This window comes from Kitasatospora sp. NPDC059327, assembly GCF_042752535.1.
Lineage (GTDB): Bacteria > Actinomycetota > Actinomycetes > Streptomycetales > Streptomycetaceae > Kitasatospora.
On sequence record NZ_JBHYYB010000007.1, the window covers coordinates 101,816 to 116,291 of the forward strand.

14 protein-coding genes are annotated in these 14,476 nt (G+C 75.1%); 9 read left to right on the forward strand and 5 right to left on the reverse strand.

The features are described from left to right. Positions 1-84: 84 nt before the first annotated feature. The 4 genes from ACFXHB_RS07130 to ACFXHB_RS07145 all read right to left on the reverse strand — a co-directional run bounded on the left by ACFXHB_RS07130 (position 85) and on the right by ACFXHB_RS07145 (position 3,521). On the reverse strand, positions 85-939 hold the full coding sequence (locus tag ACFXHB_RS07130) for a ferritin-like domain-containing protein (protein WP_380572796.1): 855 nt from the start codon (positions 937-939) through the stop codon (positions 85-87). Next, on the reverse strand, positions 936-1,739 hold the full coding sequence (locus ACFXHB_RS07135; RefSeq protein ID WP_380572797.1) for a ferritin-like domain-containing protein: 804 nt from the start codon (positions 1,737-1,739) through the stop codon (positions 936-938). Before ACFXHB_RS07135 ends, ACFXHB_RS07130 begins: the two co-directional genes overlap by 4 nt. Before the next feature lie 307 nt (positions 1,740-2,046). After that, the gene (locus ACFXHB_RS07140) at positions 2,047-2,691 is read right to left on the reverse strand and encodes a dihydrofolate reductase family protein (protein ID WP_380572798.1); all 645 of its coding nucleotides are present in this window, start codon (positions 2,689-2,691) and stop codon (positions 2,047-2,049) included. A 275-nt stretch (positions 2,692-2,966) separates the two neighbouring features. After that, on the reverse strand, positions 2,967-3,521 hold the full coding sequence (locus ACFXHB_RS07145) for a hypothetical protein (protein ID WP_380572799.1): 555 nt from the start codon (positions 3,519-3,521) through the stop codon (positions 2,967-2,969). Between the two features lie 316 nt (positions 3,522-3,837). On the opposite strand from ACFXHB_RS07145, the gene ACFXHB_RS07150 reads away from it, so the two are divergent. The 3 genes from ACFXHB_RS07150 (at position 3,838) to ACFXHB_RS07160 (ending at position 7,622) form a co-directional block, all read left to right on the forward strand. Then, positions 3,838-5,397, forward strand: a complete 1,560-nt coding sequence (locus ACFXHB_RS07150; RefSeq protein WP_380572800.1) for an alpha/beta fold hydrolase — start codon at positions 3,838-3,840, stop codon at positions 5,395-5,397. Between the two features lie 156 nt (positions 5,398-5,553). Beyond that, the gene (locus ACFXHB_RS07155) at positions 5,554-6,258 is read left to right on the forward strand and encodes a response regulator transcription factor (protein WP_380572801.1); all 705 of its coding nucleotides are present in this window, start codon (positions 5,554-5,556) and stop codon (positions 6,256-6,258) included. After that, a complete protein-coding gene (locus tag ACFXHB_RS07160) occupies positions 6,258-7,622 on the forward strand; it encodes an ATP-binding protein (protein WP_380572802.1) in 1,365 nt (454 codons plus the stop codon). Before ACFXHB_RS07155 ends, ACFXHB_RS07160 begins: the two co-directional genes overlap by 1 nt. A 30-nt stretch (positions 7,623-7,652) precedes the next feature. Here the strand turns inward: ACFXHB_RS07160 and ACFXHB_RS07165 are convergent, their stop codons facing one another. Continuing rightward, positions 7,653-9,167: a cryptochrome/photolyase family protein gene (locus ACFXHB_RS07165; RefSeq protein ID WP_380572803.1), complete on the reverse strand. Its 1,515-nt coding sequence runs from the start codon at positions 9,165-9,167 to the stop codon at positions 7,653-7,655. A 378-nt stretch (positions 9,168-9,545) separates the two neighbouring features. Between ACFXHB_RS07165 and ACFXHB_RS07170 the strand changes: the two genes are divergently transcribed. The 6 genes from ACFXHB_RS07170 (at position 9,546) to ACFXHB_RS07195 (ending at position 14,093) form a co-directional block, all read left to right on the forward strand. Then, entirely contained in the window at positions 9,546-10,151 is a 606-nt protein-coding gene (locus ACFXHB_RS07170) for a sigma-70 family RNA polymerase sigma factor (RefSeq protein ID WP_380572804.1), read from the forward strand. Between the two features lie 135 nt (positions 10,152-10,286). Next, a complete protein-coding gene (locus ACFXHB_RS07175; protein WP_380572805.1) occupies positions 10,287-10,742 on the forward strand; it encodes a DUF427 domain-containing protein in 456 nt (151 codons plus the stop codon). 223 nt (positions 10,743-10,965) lie between these two features. Further along, the gene (locus ACFXHB_RS07180; protein ID WP_380572806.1) at positions 10,966-11,187 is read left to right on the forward strand and encodes a hypothetical protein; all 222 of its coding nucleotides are present in this window, start codon (positions 10,966-10,968) and stop codon (positions 11,185-11,187) included. Then, positions 11,181-12,230, forward strand: a complete 1,050-nt coding sequence (locus tag ACFXHB_RS07185) for a MerR family transcriptional regulator (protein WP_380572807.1) — start codon at positions 11,181-11,183, stop codon at positions 12,228-12,230. The genes ACFXHB_RS07180 and ACFXHB_RS07185 overlap by 7 nt, the downstream gene beginning before the upstream one ends. A 167-nt stretch (positions 12,231-12,397) precedes the next feature. Next, complete coding sequence (locus ACFXHB_RS07190) at positions 12,398-12,838, forward strand: SRPBCC family protein (RefSeq protein ID WP_380572808.1); 441 nt, start codon at positions 12,398-12,400, stop codon at positions 12,836-12,838. Between the two features lie 91 nt (positions 12,839-12,929). Further along, positions 12,930-14,093 carry a spore photoproduct lyase family protein gene (locus ACFXHB_RS07195; protein ID WP_380572809.1) on the forward strand — a complete coding sequence of 388 codons (1,164 nt, stop codon included), beginning with the start codon at positions 12,930-12,932 and terminating at the stop codon, positions 14,091-14,093. Positions 14,094-14,476 lie beyond the last annotated feature (383 nt).

Genomic DNA, 14,476 nt, shown 5'->3' on the forward strand with positions numbered 1-14,476 from the left:
CGTGGGGAGGACGCGCGCCCGGCACCGCTCGGGTTTCGAAGGGGGCCGGACGCGCGTCTGCTCGCGGTGGTGGGTCGGACGGGGTCAGACGGTGAGCAGCCCGGGGCTGGCCGCCTTGTCGGTGGGCAGGAAGTCGTCGGGGACGGGGTACTGGCCGAGCACGTAGTTGAGGATGGCGGCGTGCATGGCCTCGACGGGCGCGATGCTGGCGGCGGTGGCGATGCCCGCGGGGCTGGTGACGTTGTAGGTCGCGAAGAGGTAGGTCTGGGCGGCCTGGTTCTCCAACTGGAGCGCGAGCTTCGCGACGTCGCCGACGGAGGAGGCCTTGTTGAGGGCGGCGACGGTGTCCGCCTGGTTGCTGAGCGGCACGTCGGTGATGGCGGGCAGGCCGGCGCCGGTGAGGACGGCGTTCCACGCCTTGGCGTGTTCGGCGTGCTGGGCCATCGCGGTGGTGACGAAGTTCGCGAGCGCCGGGGGGACGGTGCCGAGCTTGCCCGCCTTGGCCGCGTCCAGGGTGCTCTGGTAGGCGCCGACGGCCTGGTTCTCCAGGGCCGTCGCCAGCGCCACGACCTTCAGGTCCCCGGTGTACTTCCCGGTGGCGGAGGCGGAGGCGGTGGCGGAGGTGGAGCCCGCGGCGGTGGTCGCGGCGCTGCTGGGGGCCGGGTTGGCGCCGTCCTTGCCGCCGCTGGAGCAGGCCGCCAGCACGAGGGCGGCGGCGGTGCCGCCCGCCCCGATCAGGAACCGGCGCCGCCCCGCGTCCGGTGCCGTGGTGGTGGCGCCCCTGCCGCCCGCCCGCCGGGCGCGCAGTTCCTTGGTCAGGTCGGCGCCGGCGGCGTGCATCAGGGGCAGGGTCGCGCGGTGGGCGTCGTCCATGGCCCGGGTCAGGCGGGTGAGCTCGGCCTCGCCGATGGCGGGCTCCCAGGTGCGGTCGGCGGTCACTGGACGGCCCCTTCGGTGATCGGGGAGGCGTTGTCGGTCTTGTAGAAGGCGTCCGGGAAGCCGACGCTGCCGGCGGCGGCGGGCAGCTTCGCGGGGTCGACCGGGATGGTGATCAGGTCGGCCGCGTTGCCGGCCAGCAGCGCCTGCACGGCCAGCAGCACGGCACGGTGCTGGGCCTCGACCGGGGCGACGGAGGCGAAGAGCTTGCGCAGGTCCGCGTTCGAGACCTGGCTGACGTTCTTGGTGTAGGTCTGGGCCGCGACGTCCTCCAGCGTGATGGCGAGCTTCACCACGTCGGCCGGGGTCTTGATGGTGGGCAGGGTCTGGTCGACCACGGCCTTGTACTTCGGGTCCGGCTTGTTCTGCGCCTGGCCGCCGGCGGCGGTCGCGGCGGCGTTGAAGGCCTTGGCGTGGGCCTGGTGCTGCTCGGTGGTCTTGGCGATGAACGCGGCGACCGTCTTGTTGCCGTCCTTGATGAAGGGCAGTGCGGCGGAGGTCTGGTAGACGCTCACCGCCAGGTTCTCCAGGGAGGCGGCGGTCTGCAGGGCCTTGATGTCGTCGGCGGTCGTGGTCGCGGACGGCGAGGCCGCCACCGCGCGCACGGCTCCGAGCAGGCCGAGGCCGCCCGCGAGCGCGGCCGGCACGCCGCCACGCTGCCACCATCTGCGGGGTTGTCCGGCGACCTGTCCGAAGTCGGTCAGCGCGCTACGGGTGATCCGCAGTGCGTCGCTGTTCAAGTCCTCTGACTGCTCGGTGAGTTCTTCCAGCAGTCGGTTGTCGACGCGCTCAGTGGCCATCATGTCCTGACCTCGGCCATGCGGCCCGGCCGGATGCCGGGCACTCTTGTCCCACCTTCGGCACTTGACGGTCCGCGGCTTGGTGGAAGGCTCCCAACGGACGGTGAATTCACCCTCCGGGGTGAGTCTCGCCTCTGATCATTGACATCGGCCGGCGGGGCTGCGGGCGGCGAACGCCCCGATGACCGGCAGATCCCGCCCGCGCCGGTCCTCGGCCCTGCCCCAGGGGGAGGCGCGGGCGCGGTGGCGCGGCTCGGGCCCGGGTCGGGGCGAGGGAGATCCGCCGCCCCGACCCGGGCCCGAGCAGGGGTCACTTGCGCCAGAACAGGTGGTGCGTCACCCCGCTCGGGCTGGGCACGACGTCCAGGTGGAACCGGTCGAGGAGCTCGTCGGGGGACTCCCAGAGCCGTACGCCGGTGCCGAGCTTCACCGGCGAGACCGCCACGTGCAGGGTGTCGACGAGGTCGGCGTCGAGGAACTCCCGAATGGTGCTGGCGCCGCCGCCGAGCCGCACGTCCTTGCCCTGGGCCGCCTCCCGGGCCTGCGCGAGAACGGTGGCCGGGTCGCCGTCGACGAAGTGGAACGTGGTGTCGGAGAGCGTGAAGGAAGGCCGCTGGTGGTGGGTCAGGACGAACACCGGCGTGTGGAACGGGGGCTCCTCGCCCCACCAGCCGCGCCACTCGTGGTCCCGCCACGGGCCGCGCTGGGGGCCGAACTTGTTGCGGCCCATGATCTCGGCGCCGATGTTGTGGTCGAAGTCCCGCGTGAGGTAGTCGTCCAGGCCCCGACTCCCGCCGGGCTCGGTGCGCCGGGGCCAGCTCGCCGTGGCGCCGGCCCAGGCGAACAGCCGCTCGGGATCGACATGACCGAAGGGCCGTTCGAGGGTCTGGTCCTCGCCCGCACCGATGCCGTCACTGGAGACGTTGAAGTTCTGGACTTTCAGCAGCTGTGTCACATGGTCCTCCTGTGCTGATCCTCGGGGGAGTCCGGGAGGTTCGCAGGGGCTCCCTGGGCCACCACCGTCTCATCCGGCACTGACAAACGGCGTCGGGCCGGGCCGTCGGATCGTCATGGGGCCGGCGCCCGGGGGTGCCGGCCCCGCACGCCTACGGGCCGGCGACCGCCGCTCCGGGCCGTGGCGGCGCCCGGGCACGGGCCGGGCACCGGCACGACGTTCTCGCAGGCGGGGACGGCTCTCGCGGAGTACGGCGGTGGCTGGCGCCGTGGCGGTCAGGCCAGGGTGGCTCCGCGCTCCTGGGCCAGGGCCTCCAGGCCGTACCGGGCCACGTGTTCCGCGTTGCCGAGGTCGATCGTGCGGACGCCCTCGGCGGCCAGCCGCTCGTTGATCTCGTCCAGGCGCTGCCGGACGACCTGCTTCTCGGCGTCGGTGGTGCGGCCCTTGTGCGGCCTGCCGGCGTGCTCCGGGCTCGCGTAGTTGACCCGCTCCTTGGCTCCGGCCGGCGTCTGCTGACCGGGGAGGGCCGCAGCGACCCGCTTGGCACCGCGCAGCACCTCGCTCATCGGGGTGGCGGAGGCCAGCCGGTTGAACGCCTCGGCCTCCATCACGACCGTCTCCGGTTCGTCGGTGTCCGGGTAGTGGAGCTCTATCGTCACCAGGTCGAGCGCGAGTTGCTCCACCGCGGCGAGCTCGCTGCCGAGCGCCTCGATCTCGACCGGACCGTCCGCCAGGTCGGGGTGCCCGCGAACCACGATGCGCACCAGGTCGTCGTCGTTCTCCACGTGTGTGCCGGTCAGGTCCGAGAACCGGATGATCTTCTGGCCCATCTCTTGCCTCTCTTGACGACTGCGATCAGTCGAGAGCCTAGCCCGCGCCGATCGGCGCCGGATCCGCCGCGGGAACGCGGGACCGGCCGGCCGGCGCCGACGGTCCGACGGCCGTTCAGCGGACGGCGCGGGGGGCGCGGCGGGCGGCCGTCCGGGGTGCCCGACGGCCCCGGACCTGTTCTTACACGGCTTTGCCGCCGCTCTGTCGAACGGCTGACCCGCGCCGTGCAGTGTCGTTCCCGCACCGACCGCCGAACGCGCGGACACGGTGGCTCACGGACAGGCACGAGCGCGCGAACGCACGGAAGGCAGACCGATGACGACCGGCACCACCACCCCCACCACCCCCACGCCCACGCCCGGCACCCGGATCCGGCGGACCACCCTGGCCGCCGGCGCGCTCGCCGTCCTGGCCACCGTGCTCCCGATGGCGGCCACGCCCACCGCGAGCGCCGCCCCGGCCAAGCCCGCCTGGTGTCCCACCGTGCCCGGGCACCGCGTCGACTGCGCCACCATGCGCCGCCCCCTGGTGGACGGCGAACCGCGCCTGGGGACGGTCGACGTCGCCCACGCCGTGGTCCGCCACACCGGCCCCGGCCCGGCCAGGGGCACCATCGCGCTCAACCCGGGCGGTCCCGGCGAGACCACCATCAGCCGCGCCGAGCAACTGGCACAGGCCCTGCAGGACCTCCTCGACGACCACGACCTGCTCCTGCTGGACCCGCGCGGCACCGGCTTCTCCGGCCGGGTGCCGTGCGGGGTCACCGACGCCGACTTCAGGCTCGCCCCGCGCGCCGGTCAGCACGAGGCCGTCGCCCGCTGCGCCGAACAGCTGGGCCCGCGGGCCCGCGGCTACACCAGTGCCGCGACCGCCGACGACATCGACGCCGCCCGGGCCCGCCTGGGAGCCCCCAAGCTGGTCCTGTACGGCCTGTCGTACGGCACCTACCTGATGCCGGTCTACGCCGACCGCCACCCCGAGCGCGTCGAGTCGATGGTGCTCTCCGGGGCCTACCCGCTCGCCTTCGACCCGCTGGCCCGCCCCGGTGCCCAGCAGATCTCCCTGACCCTGCGCCGGATCTGCGAGCGCGCGGGTGCCTGCGACCCCGACACCGTCGTCCGGGACCTCGCCACCGTCGCCGCCCGGCTGCGCACCCGCCCGATCACCCTGGACGTCACGGTGGCCGGTGCCCGCCGCACCTACGTGTTCACCGAGGACAAGCTCGCGAACACGCTCTACGAGCCCGCCAGCCGGGGCATCGGCATCGACCCGACCGCGCCGACCCTCCTCGGCGACCTTCCCGCCGCCCTGCACCGCGCCGCCGCGGGCGACGACGGACCGCTCACCGACCTGGTGCGGGCCGACATCGAGCACGCCACCACCGAGGACCAGGCCTCCTACCTGGCCGTCACGTGCAACGACTACGCCCGCGCCTGGGACCACGACGCCCCGCTGCCGCAGCGCCGCCGCCAGTACCAGCGCGCCCTGGCCGCCGCGGACCCCGCCGACTTCGGCGCGTTCAGCGTCAAGGGCTACACCGAGGGGCAGACCGACGGCGCCGACTCCTGCCTGACCTGGCCGCGCAGGGGCACCGCCCAGCCCCAGGACGTCGACCTCGACCTTCCCGACGTCCCCGTCCTGGTGCTCTCCGGCGACCTCGACACCAACACCCCGGCTGCCAACTCCCGCCTGGCGGCGGCCCAGTTCCGCGACAGCGTCTTCGTGTCCGTGCCCAACACCGGCCACATCCCCGAGATGGACTCCACCGGCTGCGCGGTCACCGTCGCCACCACCTTCATCCGCACCGGGGGGCCGGGGGACACCTCCTGCCTGGCCGCCATCCCCCCGATCGCCGTCACCCCGACCATCCGCTGACCGACCCGCCGATCCACCCGCCGGCCCCGGCCCCGGCCGCGCCCGCCCGCCGACGACAGCGACCTGTCGGCGTCGACGCCCCGGCCGGGCCGGCCGGCCCGGCCGCCGAGGCCCCCGCCCGGCACCACCACCCCCACCACCAGCGAAGATGACACCATGACAGATCCGATCACCGCCGGGCGCACCGTCCTGGTCGTCGAGGACGATCCCGGCGTCCGCAACACCCTCGACCACCTGCTGCGCTTCGAGGGCTACCGGGTGCTCACCACCGCCGACGGCCAGGAGGCCCTCGACCTCCTCGACCACCAACGCCCCGACCTCGCGCTGGTGGACGTGGTCATGCCCCGCCTCGACGGCCTCGCGCTGTGCCGGATGCTGCGCCGACGCGGTGACCGCCTGCCCGTCCTGGTCCTCACCGCCCGGCACCAACTCGGCGACCGGGTGGCCGGACTCGACGCCGGCGCCGACGACTACCTCGCCAAGCCCTTCGCCACCGAGGAACTGCTCGCCCGCATCCGCGCCCTGCTGCGCCGCACCGTCCTGCCGGGCGCGGAGGACCGGACCGTCCTCTCCCTTGACGACCTCACCGTCGACACCGCCGCCCGCCGGGCCGACCGCGGACCCCGTCCGCTCGACCTCACCAAGACCGAGTTCGACCTGCTCGAACTCCTCCTGCGCAACCAGGGAACCGTGCTGACCCGCCACCAGATCTACGAGCGCATCTGGGGCTTCGACTTCGACACCGACTCACGCTCCCTCGACGTCTACATCGGCTATCTGCGCCGCAAGACCGAGGAGGGCGGCCGGTCCCGGCTGCTCCACACCGTGCGCAACGTCGGCTACACCGCGCGGTCCGCCTGATGCTGCGTACCAGGATCGGCCTCCTCGTCAGCGCCGCCGTGCTGCTGGCGATCGCCGTGCCCGTCACCTCCGCCTACCGCGGCGTCAGCGACCTGGTCGCCGAGCAGCTCGACCGCGGCCTCGACGACCGGGCCGACACCGTGATCGCGACCCTCGACGCGGCCGGCCGGCCCGCCGCCCGGCCCGACACCGTCGAGCAGCTGCTGCTCCCCGACGGCACCGTGCGACCGCTCACCCTGCCCGACCCGCCCGCCGCGGGCCCCGGAGCGGACGCGCCGCCCCGCCCGGCCCTGCCGGTGTCGCCCCGCGCCCTGGAGGTGGCCCGCACCGGGCTGGGCGCCCACCAGGAGGACGCCACCGTCGGCGGCACCCCCTACGGCGTCCTCACCAAGGCCCGGCCGGGCGGCGGGGGAGCGGTGATGGTCGGTCAGACCTATGCCGGGGCCGAGCAGGTCGACGACGCGTTCCTGGGCCGGATCGCCTGGACCAGCACGGCGGCCGCCCTCGGGTCGGCGCTGCTCAGCTGGCTCGTCCTCGGCCGGATCCTGCGCCCGGTGCGGCGCCTGGCCCGCGCGGCCGAGCACATCACCACCACCCGTGACCTGGCCACCCCGTTGCCCGCCGCCGGTCGCGACGAGGTCGGCCGCCTCACCCGGGCCTTCGAGGCGATGGTCGGTGCCCTGCGCCGCTCCCGTGAACAACAGCAACGCCTCGTCCAGGACGCCAGCCACGAGCTGCGCACCCCGCTGACCTCGGTGCGCGGGTGCGCCGAACTCCTGCAGCGGGCGCGCGGCCGGCTCGCCCCGGAGGACGAGGAGCAGATCCTGGCGACCCTGGTCACCGAGACGGTCGCCCTGGACGAGCTCGTCCGCGAGCTGGTCGAACTGGCCACCGACCGGCAGACGGGGGAGGAACCGGAGGCCGTCGACCTGGCCGCGGTCGCGGAGGAGAGCGCCGCGCGCTTCCGTCGCCGGGCCGGGCGGGAGATCACCGTGACCGTCGAGTGCCCGGTGCCGGTGTGGGCCCGGCCGCGCGCGGTGCTGCGCTGTGTGGACAACGTGGTCGGCAACGCCGTCAAGTTCAGCCCGGTGGGCTCCCCGGTGGAGATCGTCGTCGCGGGCGGCCGGCTGGCCGTGCGGGACGCCGGCCCCGGTATCGCGCCCGCCGACCGGCAGGTCGTCTTCGAACGCTTCCACCGCGCCGCCGGCACCCAGTCGACGCCCGGCTCCGGGCTCGGCCTGGCCATCGTGCACGACCTCGTCACCGCCGACGGGGGCGAGGTCTTCGCGACCGCGGCCCCGGGCGGCGGCGCCGAGGTGGGCTTCCGGCTGCCGCCCGTCCCGGCCGGTGCCACGACGGCCTGACGGGAACCGGCCGGTCGGGCCGGGCGAGGGTCAGGGCGGGGACTGGCCGCGGGCCCGTTCGGCGGCCAGGACCTCGGGCAGGCCGTCGAGGCGCCGCAGTCCGGCGACGGCCCGGGCGGTGCGGTGGTTGGCGGCGAGCAGCTCCTGGTGGCGGTGGACGAAGGCCCAGTACCCGGTGGTGAACGGGCAGGCCCGGTCGCCGCGACGCTCGGTCGGCCGGTAGTGGCACGGGCCGCAGAGGTCGCTCATCCGGTTGAGGTAGGCGCCGCCCGAGGCGTAGGGCTTGGTGGTGACGAGCCCGCCGTCGGCGTACTGGGACATGCCGATCACATTGGCGGCCATCACCCAGTCGTAGCCGTCGACGAAGCAGCGGTGGAACCAGTCGGTGAGCTCACGAGGGTCCCAGCCGTGCTGCAGGGCCCAGTTGCCGAGCACCATCAGCCGGGGGATGTGGTGCACCCAGCCGTGGTCGCGGACCTCCGCCAGGACGCGGGCCAGACAGCGGGCGGTGACCGCCTCGGCGTCGAGCTCGCGGAACCAGTCCGGGAGCCGCTCGTGATGGCCGAGGCGGTTGGCGTCGCGGTACTCCTCCCCGAAGTGCCAGTACAGCTGCCAGACGTACTCGCGCCAGCCGGCGATCTGCCGCACGAAGCCCTCGGCGCTGTTGAGCGGGACGAGGCCGTCCCGGTGGGCCGCCTCGGCGGCGCGCACGCACTCGCCCGGGTCGAGCAGGCCGAGGTTGAGCGGGACGGACAGCGCGCTGTGCGCCATCCACGGGTCGGCGTGGAGCATCGCGTCCTCGAACCGCCCGAAGTCGGCGAGGCGGTGGGCGACGAAGTGGGCCAGCGCCCGCTCGGCCTCCGCCCGGGTGGCGGCGAAGCGGCGCGGACCGTCCCGGCCGACGAACGCGACCTCGCCGGCCCGCTCCCAGCGGTCCAGATCGGCCCGCACCCGCTCGTCGATCGCGTCCTCCTCCGGTGCGAGGGGCGGCGGCAGCGGGAGGGTGGCGGAGCCCTTGGGGGGAGGCTGCCGGTTGTCGTGGTCGAGGTTCCAGCGGCCGCCGGTCGGGGTGCCGTCGGCGTCGAGCAGCAGGTGCTCGGCGCGGCGCACGCGGTGGTAGAAGTCCTCCAGCAGCAGACGCCGCCCACCGGGCTCACCCGCCCAGCGGCGGAAGTCGGCGAAGGGGACGAGGAAGCCGCGCGGCGGCAGCACCGTGACCTGCGGCAGGGACCGGACCAGGCCGAGCGCGGCCCGCGAGGTCGGGTGGCACACGGTGACCCGGCGCCGGCCCACCGCCTCGGCCAGGCCCTCCCGGTAGGTCTCGGCCCGCACGTAGTGGACCCGTTCCCCCAGGGCGTCGGCGGCGTGGCGCATCGCGGACAGCACCAGGTGCGCCTTGGCCCGGTGGAAGCGCCGCCGGCGCAGCACCGAGCGGGCCTCGATGACGACGATCGGCGCGTCCTGGTCCGGGCCGTTCTCGTCCGGGGTGAGGAAGTGCGGCCCCAGCTGGTCGCCGAAGACCCAGTGCGGTCGTGTCCCGCTCACACCGGCCGCCCGGGCCGGGCCGCCGCGGCCGCGCCCGGTGGCGGATCGGACGGAACGCCGGGCGGCCGGTCGGGTGGCACGTCGAGCGACGCGGCCGGTTCCGGCGGCCGGTGGCACCGGTGCGTCCGGGCCGGGCGGTGGTCCTCGGGGAATGCCTGCCGCGGCCTCATGACCGGCTCCGCTCGCTCGCCCGCTCGTCGCCGCGCTGCTCGCGCGGCCCCTCCAGCATCGACCTCCCGCCCGCCCCCGGCCCACTCGCAGCGCTCGCGCAGCGTTGCGGAGTCCGGACGGGGACGGGGCACCGTCCCCCCGTTCCCCGAAACGGTGCGGAACCGTTGCGAGTAGCCCGAACGGACCAGGGTCGCGCACGGTGACCGTATGACGCTCCAGACAGGGCCGCGACTCCTCGACCCGTCACCCGCTCGGCCGCGGGTGCCGGCCGATGAACTGGCCGACCTGATGATCGCCGCGGCCCGCGGTGACCAGGACTCCTTCGCCCGGCTCTACGTCGCGCTGGCAGGGCCGGTCTACGGCATCGCGTTGCGCACGCTGCGCAGTCCGTCCCATGCCGAGGAGGTCGCCCAGGAGGTGCTGATCGAGGTGTGGCGCACCGCCGCCTCGTACCGGCCCGAGCGGGGATCGGTCCTGGCGTGGGCGCTGACGATCGCGCACCGCCGAGCGGTCGACCGGGTGAGGTCGGTGCGCGCGGCCACCGAGCGGGACCAGCGGGTGACCCGCGAGGAACCGGGTGGCCCCCCTTCCGTGGTCGACGAGGTGGAGCGGATGCTGGAAGGGGCGCGGGTGCGGACCGCGCTGGCGGCCTTGAGCGGTGCCCAGCGTGAGTCGGTCGTCCTCGCGTACTACGGCGGCTATTCGCAGCGGCAGATCGCCCGGATCGTGGGTGTCCCGCTCGGAACGGTCAAGACCCGCATCCGGGACGGCCTGATCAGGCTCAGGGCGGTCTACGGGAGCGAGACCGGCTGAGCGGTCACCGCACCGACGGAGGCTGTCGAAGCGGGCGCGGCCGACGGGAACCGACGAAGGACGAGCGACCGGTGAACGGTCGACCGGGGAAAGGGCGAGGCTGGCATGGCGGCGACGCGACGTGGAACCGAGTCCGTGTGGGACTACCCGCGGCCGCCGGCGGTCGAAGCGGTGCCCGGGCGGCTGGTCGAGGTCCGGTTCGCCGGGATGCTCGTCGCGTCGAGCAGCCGGGCGTTCCGGGTGCTGGAGACGAGTCACCCGCCCGTGTACTACCTGCCGCCCGCCGACGTGGCCACCGGTCTGCTCACCGAGGGCGAGGGTGCCGGCGTGTGCGAGTGGAAGGGGCGCGCCCGGTACTGGGATCTGCGGGTGGGCGCCCGGCTGTCGCCGTCCGCGGCCTGGAGCTATCCGGATCCGTTGCCCGGCTACCGTGAACTCCGCGACCTCCTGGCGTTCTACCCGGGCCGGGCGGACGACTGCACGGTGGACGGCGAAGCGGTGGTCGCCCAGGACGGGGACTTCTACGGAGGCTGGATCACCAGCGAGATCACCGGCCCGTTCAAGGGCGGTGCGGGGACCTCGGGTTGGTGAGGAGCCCACGACCGGGTCCGAGCGCACCGGGTCCGAGGCGCACCGGTGGGCAACCGCTGCGGGAACGCTGCGACTGGTCCGTCGGCGGGGCGGTGCGCGATGATCGACGTGTGGATCGGACTCACCGGCCGATCATCGATGCGGCCCGTCCCGCCGTCCGCTCCGGAACACGGGGTTCCGACGGCCCGGGACGCCGCGATCGTCCCGTAGGTGGGAGGACATCATGGCTCTGATCGATCACGTGGAGACCGCCGAGCACCGCCCGGTGCCGGCCACGGCCCCCACCGAGACACCCGAGTGCGAGGGCTCCACCTGCGCGGGTATCTCGACCCCCGAATCGCTCGAACTGCACACGGCCTGGCCCGGATGGATCCCGCTGCTGGTCATCGCCGTCCTGGTGGTCAGCTGCGTCGGCTTCGCGGTGGGGCGGATCGCTGGATGGTGACGGTCGGCGCTCCCCGGGGTCCGGTACGCCCGGACACCTCCCGCGGCCCGGCGCCCGGGTCGCACGGGCTCACCGAGGCGGGGGAGTCCACCGGGGCGGTGGCCCGTCGCCTCGGCGTGTCCCCCACGACGATCCGTTCGTGGGAACGCCGCTACGGCATCGGACCCTCGGACCGCGCCCCGGGGCACCACCGACGGTGGAGACCCCGGGACATCGCGGTCCTGGAGGCCATGTGCCGTCTCACCGCGCGCGGAATCCCGCCGGGCGAGGCCGCCCGGACCGTCCTGGCCGTCGATGCCGGGCCGGCGAGCCCGCCGGCCGCGGCCGAGGAGACGGTCGAGGACGCCGCGGACACCTCGGAGACCGGGCGCGGTCCCGGCGGCAGCCGGGCCCTGCGCCTGGGAACGGTCAGCCCGTTGTGCCGGGGGCTGGCCCGGGCGGCCGTCCGCCTGGACGCGCCCGAGGTGGCCCGGGTCCTGCGCGAGGCGATGGACGCGCTCGGTGCGGTGGACGCCTGGACGGAGGTCATGATGCCCGCGCTGCGCGCGGCCGGCCGCAAGTGGGCCGTGGACGGCGAGCAGTACATCGAGGTCGAACACCTGCTGTCCTGGCACGTGTCCACCGTCCTGCGCGACGCGGCGGTGCGGCCGGTCGCGCCCCGGCCGGTTCCCCCGGTGATCCTGGCCGCGATGCCGACCGAGCTGCACACCCTGCCCCTCGACGCCACGGCGGCCGGCCTCGCCGAGAACGGCCTGCCCTTCCGGATGCTGAGCGCCGCCGTGCCGCCGCAGGCGCTGCTGGAAGCCGTGCGCCGCACCGGCCCGGGAGCGGTCATGCTCTGGTCGCAGGACCGCGGCACCGCCGACCGGCGACTGCTGCTCAGCGCCGCGGAGCGCGCCTGGGGCCCCAGCGGCTCACGCGTCCGGGCCCTGGTCGTCGCCGCCGGGCCGGGGTGGGACCGCGCCCGGCTCCCCGCCGGTGTCGCGTGCCCGAGGAGTCTCGCGGGCGCGCTCGACCTCCTGGAGCAGGCCGCCTCCGGGTGACCGGTCGCGGGGGCCGGAGCCGACCAATCCGCGCGCCGGTCGGTGACGAACATCCGGTGCACCCCGGGCCCGAAGCCCGGAGCGGCAGCCCGGAGCGGCAGCCCGGTCCGGCGCCCGGGCCGAGGAAGCCGGGCCGAGGAAGCCCGGCCGACGAAGGGAGACACCGGATGATCACCGTGGAACGGGCGGTCGTGGTCGCCCGGCCGGCCGACGAGGTCATCGCCTATCTGGCCGACTTCGCCAACACCGTCGACTGGGACCCCGGCACCGTGAGCTGTACCCGGCTGGACGAGGGGCCGGTGACCACCGGAGCCGTCTGGCACAACGTCTCCGTCTTCCGGGGCCGACGGACGGAACTGACCTACGTGCTCGACCGCTACGAGGACGACCGCCTCGTGTTCGTCGGCCGCAACCGCGCCGTCACGGCCCGGGACGAGATCACCGTGCACCCGCGGGGGGACGACGGAGCCGGCAGCCTGCTGCTCTATCGCGCCCGCCTGTGGCCGCGCGGGCTCGTCCGACTGGCCGCTCCGCTGCTGCGCCGCGAGTTCGAGAGCCTCGCCGACCGCACGGCGCAGCGGCTGCCCGTGGTCCTGGCCCGGATCTGACGGGCGCCGCACCGGTCCCCGGGCGGCCCGTGCCCGAGGGACCATGGAGAGTCCCGACCGATGTCCGACCAGCTGCCCGACCGGAGTTCCGATGCCTTCCCGCCGTGACCGGCCGCCGCAGCCCGAAGGGCTGTTCCCGCTCAGCGACCTCGACCCGCCCGCCGAGGCGCGGCCGGTGCGGCCTCCCACCGCGGCGGCGGCGCGGCTCCTGGACATCCGCGAGATCCACGCGGAGCCCGAGGCGGCCCGTTCGGCGTACGGCCGGCAGATCCTGGCACGGTTCCCCGAGGCGAAGCTGACCGAGGTGGACTCCCACTGGCGCATCCCCGACCTGCACGGCAACGAGGGGAACGTCGCGCGCTGGGTGCGGGTCAAGACCGGCACGCTGGTCCTGGGTGTCCGCAAGAGCCTCACCGTACGTCCCAACGGCCGGTCCGCGGACTGGATCGCGCCGGGTCTGTCCAACGGCTGCGCGATGGCCTGCGCGTACTGCTACGTGCCCCGGCGCAAGGGGTACGCCAACCCCATCACCCTGTTCACCAACACCGACGCGGTGCTCGGCGCCGTCGGGCGCCACATCGCCCGCCAGGGCCGCAAGCCGGAGCCGAACCAGTGCGACCCGACCGCCTGGGTCTACGACGTCGGTGAGAACGGCGACTGCTCGGTGGACGCCCTGCTCTGCGACAGCACCGCCGAGCTGATCGCGGCCTTCCGGCGGCTGCCGACGGCGAAGGCCTCGTTCGCGACCAAGTTCGTCAACCCGGACCTGCTGGCGTACGACCCCCGGGGGCGGACCCGGATCCGGTTCTCCCTCATGCCCCCGGAGGACTCGCGGCTGCTGGACGTGCGCACCAGCCCGGTGGCGGAGCGGATCGCCGCCGCCGGGGACTTCCTGGACGCCGGGTACGAGGTGCACTTCAACCTGTCGCCGGTGGTGCTGCGCCCCGGGTGGGAGGACGCCTGGGCCGACCTGCTGAGCCGGCTGGACGACGTGCTGCCCCGGGCGGTGAAGGCGCAGGCCGCCGCCGAGGTGATCATGCTGACCCACAACCGGGACCTGCACGAGGTCAACCTCGGCTGGCATCCGAGGGCCGAGGACGTCCTGTGGCAGCCGGCGCTGCAGGAGACCAAGCTCTCCCAGAACGGCGCCCACAACCTGCGCTACCGCGCCGGGACCAAGCGGGCCGCCCTCGACCGGTTGCGGGACCTGGTCGCCGCTCGGGCCCCCTGGCTGCGGGTCCGCTACGCCTTCTGAACTGGCGGCGGTGCGGCCCGCCCGGTCGCGCGGGGGTCCGCGCCCGGGGGAGGGCGGGCCCCGGGCCGTCGCCGGGGGGATGGCGACGGCCCGAGGAACCGCACGGGTGTCGCGCGCCGATCCCGGTCGGCCGGGGGGAGGGCCTCATCGGGGGGCGCGACGCCCTGTCGTCCTTCTGACCGCGATCCGGGGCGGGGGAACCCACCACCCGCGCGCGGGGGGGGGGGGCCGGCCACACCACCCGCCCCGCGCCCCGCCGCCGCGGCCGCGGCGGGCGCCGCGCCCCCCCCCGCGCGGCGGGCGCCCCTGCGGACCGGCCGGCGGCGGGCGGCGCCCGCGCGGGCCCCCCCCCCACCCCGCGGGCCCGCGCCCCCCCCCCCCGC

Bases quoted from the DNA above. Each gene is read 5' to 3' on its own strand.
- ACFXHB_RS07135 (WP_380572797.1), bottom strand. From the start codon at position 1,739: ATGATGGCCACTGAGCGCGTCGACAACCGACTGCTGGAAGAACTCACC.
- ACFXHB_RS07145 (WP_380572799.1), bottom strand. From the start codon at position 3,521: ATGGGCCAGAAGATCATCCGGTTCTCGGACCTGACCGGCACACACGTG.
- ACFXHB_RS07150 (WP_380572800.1), top strand. From the start codon at position 3,838: ATGACGACCGGCACCACCACCCCCACCACCCCCACGCCCACGCCCGGC.
- ACFXHB_RS07155 (WP_380572801.1), top strand. From the start codon at position 5,554: ATGACAGATCCGATCACCGCCGGGCGCACCGTCCTGGTCGTCGAGGAC.
- ACFXHB_RS07160 (WP_380572802.1), top strand. From the start codon at position 6,258: ATGCTGCGTACCAGGATCGGCCTCCTCGTCAGCGCCGCCGTGCTGCTG.
- ACFXHB_RS07170 (WP_380572804.1), top strand. From the start codon at position 9,546: ATGACGCTCCAGACAGGGCCGCGACTCCTCGACCCGTCACCCGCTCGG.
- ACFXHB_RS07180 (WP_380572806.1), top strand. From the start codon at position 10,966: ATGGCTCTGATCGATCACGTGGAGACCGCCGAGCACCGCCCGGTGCCG.
- ACFXHB_RS07185 (WP_380572807.1), top strand. From the start codon at position 11,181: ATGGTGACGGTCGGCGCTCCCCGGGGTCCGGTACGCCCGGACACCTCC.
- ACFXHB_RS07190 (WP_380572808.1), top strand. From the start codon at position 12,398: ATGATCACCGTGGAACGGGCGGTCGTGGTCGCCCGGCCGGCCGACGAG.
- ACFXHB_RS07195 (WP_380572809.1), top strand. From the start codon at position 12,930: ATGCCTTCCCGCCGTGACCGGCCGCCGCAGCCCGAAGGGCTGTTCCCG.